General features: G+C 75.6%; 6 protein-coding genes and 1 pseudogene. 5 read left to right on the plus strand and 2 right to left on the minus strand.

Annotated features, from left to right (window positions below; translation table 11 throughout):
• Positions 1–3: 3 nt before the first annotated feature.
• Positions 4–1,101 carry an NUDIX hydrolase gene (locus ACWERV_RS34065; protein WP_452940503.1) on the plus strand — a complete coding sequence of 366 codons (1,098 nt, stop codon included), beginning with the start codon at positions 4–6 and terminating at the stop codon, positions 1,099–1,101.
• A 71-nt stretch (positions 1,102–1,172) separates the two neighbouring features.
• On the opposite strand, the gene ACWERV_RS34070 is transcribed toward ACWERV_RS34065, so the two are convergent.
• Entirely contained in the window at positions 1,173–2,534 is a 1,362-nt protein-coding gene (locus ACWERV_RS34070) for a M20/M25/M40 family metallo-hydrolase (protein WP_452940505.1), read from the minus strand.
• A 154-nt stretch (positions 2,535–2,688) separates the two neighbouring features.
• On the opposite strand from ACWERV_RS34070, the gene ACWERV_RS34075 reads away from it, so the two are divergent.
• Positions 2,689–3,948: a geranylgeranyl reductase family protein gene (locus tag ACWERV_RS34075; RefSeq protein ID WP_452940507.1), complete on the plus strand. Its 1,260-nt coding sequence runs from the start codon at positions 2,689–2,691 to the stop codon at positions 3,946–3,948.
• Between the two features lie 132 nt (positions 3,949–4,080).
• On the opposite strand, the gene ACWERV_RS34080 is transcribed toward ACWERV_RS34075, so the two are convergent.
• Entirely contained in the window at positions 4,081–4,566 is a 486-nt protein-coding gene (locus ACWERV_RS34080; protein WP_452940508.1) for a nitroreductase family deazaflavin-dependent oxidoreductase, read from the minus strand.
• A 175-nt stretch (positions 4,567–4,741) separates the two neighbouring features.
• Between ACWERV_RS34080 and ACWERV_RS34085 the strand changes: the two genes are divergently transcribed.
• From ACWERV_RS34085 to ACWERV_RS34095, 3 genes and pseudogenes are all read left to right on the plus strand, one after another.
• Entirely contained in the window at positions 4,742–5,554 is an 813-nt protein-coding gene (locus ACWERV_RS34085) for a TetR/AcrR family transcriptional regulator (protein ID WP_452940510.1), read from the plus strand.
• A 58-nt stretch (positions 5,555–5,612) separates the two neighbouring features.
• A pseudogene (locus tag ACWERV_RS34090) lies at positions 5,613–6,863 on the plus strand (sensor histidine kinase); the annotation flags it as partial.
• 329 nt (positions 6,864–7,192) lie between these two features.
• Positions 7,193–7,858, plus strand: coding sequence for a response regulator (locus ACWERV_RS34095; RefSeq protein ID WP_398179592.1), 666 nt, complete (start codon positions 7,193–7,195; stop codon positions 7,856–7,858).
• The last annotated feature ends 225 nt before the right edge of the window (positions 7,859–8,083 follow it).

Consider the following 8,083-nt stretch of genomic DNA (forward strand, 5'->3'; position numbering starts at 1 on the left):
ACCGTGATCATCTGGGTGAACGGGGCGTTCGGCGCGGGCAAGAGCGCCGCCGCGCGCGAACTGCTCGACCTCATACCGGAAAGCACCCTGTACGACCCCGACGTCCTCTCGGGCTGCCTGCGGCAACTGCTGCCCGAGAAACGGCTCCAGGAGGTCACCGACTACCAGGAACTCGCCCTCTGGCGGCGGCTGGTGACCGAGGCCGCGGCCGGGCTGCTCGGCGAGGTCGGCGGGGTGCTCGTGGTGCCGATGACCCTGCTGAGGCAGGGGCACCGGGATGAGATCTTCGGCGGACTCGCGGCGCGCGGGATCGAGGTCAGACATATCGTGCTGGATCCTGGAGAAACGATCCTGCGTCGCCGGATCGCCGCCCGTACCGAACACCGCGACTCTACCGGCGCCGCGGCCCGCACGGACCACCCGCGCACCACCGTCCCCGCGGACGGGGCCGACCCCTCACCGGCCGACGAGGCCGCCTGCCGCTGGGCGCTGGAACGCGTGCCCGACTACCTCGACGCGCTGCCCTGGCTCACCCGGGACGCGTGCGTGGTGGCCACCGCCGGCCTGACGCCCCGGCAGACCGCGCTGGGGATCGCCGAGGCACTGGCCCGGGGCGAGGGCACCTGCGGGATCGTCCAGACACCCGAGCCGCGGGCCGAGACGGTCGCGGCCGGAGTGCTGCTCTTCGACGACGCCGACCGGGTGCTGCTGGTCGACCCCACCTACAAGTCCGGCTGGGAATTCCCCGGCGGGATCGTCGAGCGCGGCGAGTCACCGGCCGCCGCCGGGCACCGCGAGGTCGCCGAGGAACTCGGCATCGAGCTGACCAGGGGCCTGGAACTCCTCGTCGTCGACTGGGAACCGCCGCACCCGGCCGGGCACGGCGGGCTGCGGCTGATCTTCGACGGCGGCCGCATGCCGAGCGCCGACATCGGCCGGCTGCTGCTGCCCGCGGCCGAACTGCGCGACTGGCGTTTCGTCACCGAGGACGAGGCCGCCGGGCTGCTGCCGCCCGTCCGGCTCGACCGGCTGCGCTGGGCCCTGCGCGCCCGTGAGCAGGGGCGCCCGCTCAACCTCGAAGCCGGCCACCCCGCGCAGTGACGCGCCCGGCCCCCGCCCCGCAGACCCGCGGGACGGGGGCCGGGGGCCGGACAGGCGGCGGCCGCTGGCCGCTACGACGCCTTCGAGGCCGCGTACCCCTGCAGGAACAGCGCCTCGGTGAGCGACAGCCGCTCCAGCTCCTGCGGCGACACGCTCTCGTTGGCCGCGTGGATCCGGGCCTCCGGCTCGCTCAGCCCGATCAGCAGGATCTCGGCCTGCGGGTACAGCGTCGCGAGCGTGTTGCACAGCGGGATCGAACCGCCCTGCCCGGCAATGGCCATCTCCTGCCCGTACGCCTCGCGCATCGCCTCGGCCATCGCGGTGTAGGCGGGGCTGCCGGTGTCGGCCCGGAAGGGCTGGCCGCTGCCGCAGTGCTTCACCTCGACCCGGGCGCCCCACGGGGCCGCCGCCCGAAGGTGCTCCTCCAGCGCCGTCGCCGCGTGCTCCGCCGTCATGCCCGGAGGCACCCGCACGCTCACCCGGGCGCCCGCGGTGGCCTGCACCGACGGGGTCGCGCCGACGACCGCGGGGGCGTCGATGCCCATCACCGTCACCGACGGCCGGGCCCAGAGCCGGTCGGCGACCGTGCCCGTACCGACCAGCCCGACGCCGTCCAGCACCTTGGCGTCGCGGCGGAAGTCCTCCTCCGGATACTCCAGGCCGCTCCAGGTGCCCTCGCCGTCCAGGCCGGTGACCGTGGTCGCGCCGGACGCGTCGCGCAGCGAGTCCAGCATGCGGATGAGCGCCGCCAGCGCGTCCGGCGCCGCGCCGCCGAACTGGCCGGAGTGCAGGTTGCCTTCCAGGGTGGCGACCCGGACCTCCAGCTGCGCCATGCCGCGCAGCACCGAGGTGACCGTCGGCAGCCCCACCCGGAAGTTGCCCGCGTCGCCGATCACGATGGCGTCCGCGGTGAGCAGCTCGGGGTGCGCCTCGGCGTAGCGCTCCAGACCGCCGGTGCCCTGCTCCTCCGAGCCCTCGGCGATCACCTTGACGGTGACCGGCACGCCGCCCTGCGCGGCGAGCGCCCGCAGCGCCGTCAGATGCATCAGCACCCCGCCCTTGCAGTCGGCGGCGCCGCGGCCGTACCACCGCCCGTCGCGCTCGGTCAGCTCGAACGGCGGTGTCAGCCACGCCGATTCGTCCAGCGGCGGCTGCACGTCGTAGTGCGCGTACAGCAGCACCGTGGGGGCGCCCTCCGGGCCGGGCAGCAGACCGTAGACCGACTGCGTGCCGTCCGGGGTGTCCAGCAGCGCCACGTCCTGGAAGCCCTCGCCGCGCAGCGCCGCCGCCACCCAGGCCGCCGCCTTCTCGCTCTCGCTGCGCGGATACTGCCGCTCGTCGGCCACCGACGCGAAGGACACCAGCTCCGCCAGTTCGGTACGCGCGCGGGGCATCAGCGAGGCCACGGTCTCGGACAGCGGAACGGACGGCATGGGCTGCTCCTCGTAGGAATCGGCGGGTCGCGGCGCTCGGTGGTGCACGCGACGGTCGCTGCCGATGGTGCCACAGCAAGTCCGGTCCGGCGGGCGCAATAGGATGCCCTGAGCAGGGGTGACGACGGACGGGCCGAGCGGGAGCGGATCAGACGTGAGCGGTGAGCGGGCGGCGCAGGACAACGGGGCGCAGGACGGGGAGACGTCGGCGGTCTGGGATGTCGTGGTGATCGGTGCGGGCCCCGCCGGAGCGTCGGCGGCGCACGCGGCCGCGGTCACCGGGCGGCGTGTCCTGCTGCTGGAGAAAGCCGAACTCCCCAGGTACAAGACGTGCGGCGGCGGCCTCATCGGCCCCTCGCGGGACGCGCTCCCGCCGGGCTTCGACCTCCCGCTGCGCGAGCGGGTGCACGCGGTCACCTTCAGCCTCAACGGCCGCCGGACCAGGACCAAGCGTTCCCGGCAGATGCTCTTCGGGCTCATCAACCGCCCGGAGTTCGACGCCGCGCTCGTCGACGCGGCCCGCGAGGCGGGCGCCGTGGTGCGCACCGGGGTGACGGTCTCCCGGGTCGAGCAGCACGGCCCCGGCGTGCCGGACCGGCGTACCGTCGCGGTCGTCGTCGGCGCGAGCGGCAGCGGAGGCGCCTCCGGCAAGCGCGACGAGGAGATCGTCTACGCCCGCGCGGTCATCGGCGCCGACGGCAGCGCCAGCCGGATAGGAGCGCATGTCGGGGTCAAGCTCGACCAGGTCGATCTCGGTCTGGAGGCCGAGATCCCCGTCCCGCCGGCCGTGGCGGAGGACTGGGCCGGCCGGGTGCTGATCGACTGGGGCCCGCTGCCCGGCAGTTACGGCTGGGTCTTCCCCAAGGGGGACTCCCTCACCGTCGGCGTGATCTCGGCCCGCGGGGACGGCGGCGCCACCAAGCGCTACCTGGACGACTTCATCGCCCGGCTCGGCCTCGCGGGATTCGAGCCCAGCGTCTCCACCGGGCACCTCACCCGCTGCCGCGCCGACGACTCGCCGCTCTCCCGCGGCCGGGTGCTGGTCTGCGGTGACGCGGCCGGGCTGCTCGAACCCTGGACGCGCGAGGGCATCTCCTACGCGCTGCGCTCCGGTCGGCTCGCGGGGGAGTGGGCCGTCCGCATCGCCGAGGCGCACGACGCGGTGGACGCCCGGCGGCAGGCGCTCAACTACGCCTTCGCCGTCAAGGCGGGCCTCGGCGTCGAGATGGGCGTCGGGCGCCGGCTGCTCGGTGTCTTCGAACAGCGCCCCGGGCTCTTCCACACGGCGCTGACCACCTTCCCGCCGGCCTGGCGGGCTTTCGCGGGCATCACCAGCGGCAAGCGGTCGCTCGCCGAGATCGTCCGCACCCACCCCGTCGCCCGGCGGGCGCTGGACAGCCTCAGCCGCGCCTGACCGCCGGTCACGGGCGGCCGCCCCCGGCGGCGGCCGCCCGGACGGCGGTGGGAACCGTCCCGCAGCACCTCTCCACGCTCCGAGGGCCTCCCACGCTCCGACGGTTTCCCGCGCTTCCGCGGCCCCGCCCGCTCACGCGCCGGATATCGCGTCCGCGCCCTCGCCCGGCCCGGTGACGCGGAACACCGGGTGCCTGGGGGCTATCGCGCGCAGCTGCTCGTCCGTCGAATCCGGGCCGACACCGTCGAAGAAGACTCCGACCTCGGCCTTCCAGCGCTTCAGGTAGGCGCGCAGCACCGGCACCTTGTCGTCGTCGGTGACCTCCACCGCGCCGAACGCCTCCGCCTTGCTGCCGAGGCGCAGCTCGCCGCCGCCCGCGGCCCGCATGTTGTGCGTCCACTGCACGTGGCCGCGCGGGGCGACCAGATAGCGCTTGCCCTCCAGCGTCAGCACGTTGACCGGGGTCGTCCGCCACTCGCCGCTCTTGCGGCCCTTGACGGCCAGGACCCGTGAGCCCCAGACGCTGAGCCCGCGGCGGGTCAGGAACGCGACCGCGCGGTTGACGACGTTCACGGTGATCCAGCCGGGCTTGCGGACGTGCTGGGCCTGCTCGGACATGTCGGCCACTCCCTCTGCTCTGTCGGTCCTGTCTCCCGCTCCCATTTCGTGAGCGGTGCTCTCGCTTGAGAACAGTGTGCTCCCCGGTCGACCCGAAAAGCAAGAGCACTGCTCTCTTTTCTTTGCGCCGGTCGCGTTCTTGGCCATTGCTCTCGCTCGATGGCACACTGGGGGGATGAGTGCCATCAAGGGAGCCAGGGAACGGGCCAGGGCGGAGATCACCGAGGCGATCAAGGAGGAGGCGGGCCGGCAGCTCGCCGCCCACGGGTCGTCCGGGCTCTCGCTGCGTGCCGTCGCGCGGGAGCTGGGGATGGCGTCCTCCGCCCTCTACCGCTACTTCCCCTCCCGGGACGACCTGCTCACCGCTCTCATCATCGACGCGTACGACGCCGTCGGCGAGGCGGCGGAGCAGGCGCTCGCGGAGTCCGACGCGGAAGCCCGCGACCGCGCCGCCGCCGCGGTGGTCGCCGGGGTGAGGGCGCGGGGCGCCGGACCGGCCGACCGCTGGCAGGCCGTCTGCCGCGCGGTCCGCGACTGGGCGGTCGAGCATCCGCACGAGTACGCCCTGATCTACGGCTCGCCGGTGCCGGGGTACGCAGCGCCGCAGACCACCGTGGGACCCGCCTCCCGCGTGCCGCTCGCCCTCGTCTCCGTCGTGCGCGACGCCCACGCCGCCGGGCTGCTCGGCGAGCCCACCGGAGGCCCGCTCGCCGAGCCCGTGGCGGACGACGCCCGCCGGCTCGCCGCCGAACTCGCGCCCGAGCTGCCGATACCCGTGGTGGCCGCGCTCGTCGCCGTCTGGGCCCAGCTCTTCGGGATCGTCAGCTTCGAGCTGTTCGGGCAGTTCAACCGGGTGGTCGAGGCGCGTGGCCCGTTCTTCGACCAGGCCACCGCCGCGCTCGCCGCGCAGGTCGGGCTCACCGGGGCCGTCGCCCCGGCCGAGCGGCAGCACGCAGCCGCGGCCCACGGCGTACTCCCCACGGAGTAGCCGCACCGCCCCCGCACAGCTGACGCGGGCGCCGCGCGGCGCGGTCTAGCGTGGGCGCATGACGTACGAGGTGCACCCGGGGCCGCCCGGCGCAGGGCACGGGCCCGCGGGCCGGTCGCGCCGCCGCGGGCTGCTCTCGCTGTGGGTCCCGGTCGTGCTGCTGGCCTTCCTCCAGACCGCGGGCTCCAGTGCGGCCGGACGGCACCAGCCCGTACGCGTCGACCTCGACCGGCTCGGCTACCTGCTGCTGCTGGCGGGCCCCGCGCTGCTCCTGCTGCGCCGCCGCGCGCCGGTGGCGGTCGCCGCGGGCGTCGCCGTGGTCACACTGCTCTACGTCGTGCTCGGCTATCCGTACGGCCCGGTCTTCGCCGGCCTCGTCGTGGCGTTCTTCAGCGCGGTGGCCGCCGGGCACCGCAAGGGCGTGCTGATCGTGGCGGGCAGCGCCTTCGCCGCCCACGCGCTGGTCGGACTGTGGCTCTACCGCTGGCTGCCGCCCTCCGGCGACACCCGCGCCTCGTGGACGGAGGTGTCCGGGGCCGCGGCCTGGCTCGCGGCGGTGCTGGCCGCGGCCGAGCTCTTCCGGGTGCGGCGCGAGCGGATCGCCCGTGAGCGGAAGGAGCGGGCGGAGGCGGAGCAGCGCCGGGCGGACGAGGAGCGGCTGCGGATCGCGCAGGAGCTGCACGACGTGCTCGCGCACAGCATCTCGCTGATCAACGTCCAGGCCGGTGTCGCCCTGGCACTCATCGACGAGCGGCCCGAGCAGGCGCGCACCGCGCTGACGACCATCAAGGCGGCCAGCAAGGAGGCGCTGGGGGAGGTGCGCCAGGTACTCAGCGCGCTGCGCACGCCGGGCAGCGCGGCGCCGCGCGCCCCCGCCCCCGGGCTGGACCGGCTGCCCGAACTGGTCGAGCAGGCCACCGCCGCGGGGCTGCACGCCGAGGTGACCGTCGAGGGCGGGCGGGTCGCGCTGCCGCCCGGCGCCGACCTCGCCGCCTTCCGTATCGTCCAGGAGGCGCTGACCAACGTGGTGCGGCACTCCGGTTCGCGCACCGCCCGGATCCTGCTGACCCACCGGCCCGGACTGCTCCAGGTCCAGATCGACGACGACGGCCCCGCCTCGGCGGGCGGCGACACCGGCGGCGGCAACGGCCTGGTCGGCATGCGGGAGCGTGCCGCCGCGCTGGGCGGCACGGTCGAGACGGGCCCGCGCCCCGACGGCGGCTTCCGCGTCCGCGCCCGCCTCCCCCTCGCCGACCACCCCACGGACCACGACACCGCCGCCCCCTCCGACGGCGCCCCCGACAGGCCGCCCGGCACCCCTCCCGGCGGCCCGGCCGACCGCGCCCCGGGGACGTCTTCCGGCGGTCCCGCACACCGTGACACCGGCATCGCCGACCGCGCGCCGGGCCCGTCCACCGGCCTGGCCGACCGCGCGCCGGGCACGTCTTCCGGCGGTCCCGCCCACGGGGACGCAGGTCCGAACGGCCGTGCGTCCGGCGGCCCTTCCGGCGGCACCGCCGACCGCGCCACCGGCCCGGCCGACTACGGGCCCGGTGCGTTCCCCGACGGGACGGCGGACGGCGCACCCTCCGACGGCACCACCGACCGGGCGGCCGGACCCGCCGCCGAGGAGCGTTCATGATTCGCGTCGTGCTGGCCGACGACCAGGTGCTGGTGCGGGCCGGTTTCCGGGCGCTGCTCGACGCCCAGGCCGACATCGAGGTGGTGGGGGAGGCGGCGGACGGCCGTGAGGCTCTGCGGGTCGTGGGCGAACTGCGGCCCGACGCCGTGCTGATGGACATCCGCATGCCGGTCATGGACGGGCTCGCGGCGACCCGCGGCATCACCGGCGACGCGGCGCTGGCCGGTGTGAAGGTCGTCGTCCTGACCACCTTCGAGCTGGACGAGTACGTCTTCGAGGCGATCCGCTCCGGCGCCTCCGGCTTCCTGGTCAAGGACACCGAGCCCGCCGAGCTGCTGCGGGCCGTCCGCGCGGTGGTCGCCGGTGACGCGCTGCTCTCGCCCGGCGTGACGCGGCGCCTGATCGCGGAGTTCGCCGCCCGCTCGAAGGAGCCCGCGGCCGCGGGCGCGCTCGACGAGCTGACCGACCGCGAGCGCGAGGTCATGGCGCTGGTGGGCATCGGGCTGTCCAACGAGGAGATCGCGCGCCGCCTGGTGGTCAGCCCGCTCACGGCGAAGACGCACGTCAGCCGGGCCATGGTCAAGCTCGGCGCCCGCGACCGCGCCCAACTGGTCGTCCTGGCCTACGAGTCGGGCCTGGTCCGTCCCGGCTGGCTCGGCTGACCCGGGCTCGCTGCCCCGGACCCGTTCGCCCGTCACCACCCCGCCCGTACCCCGCCCCCCGTATCCCCGACCGGCGCAAACGCCACCGGCGCGAGCGCGACCGGCCCCGCGCATCATGTGCGCGGGGCCGGTGGCCGGGCGCGGGCCCGCCCCCCGCACCGGCGACCCCGCGCCCGCCCCGCGGCAGTGCAGGCCGAACGGCAGCCCGGCGTGCTCGGTGCGCAC

Source organism: Streptomyces sp. NPDC004031, from assembly GCF_053604375.1.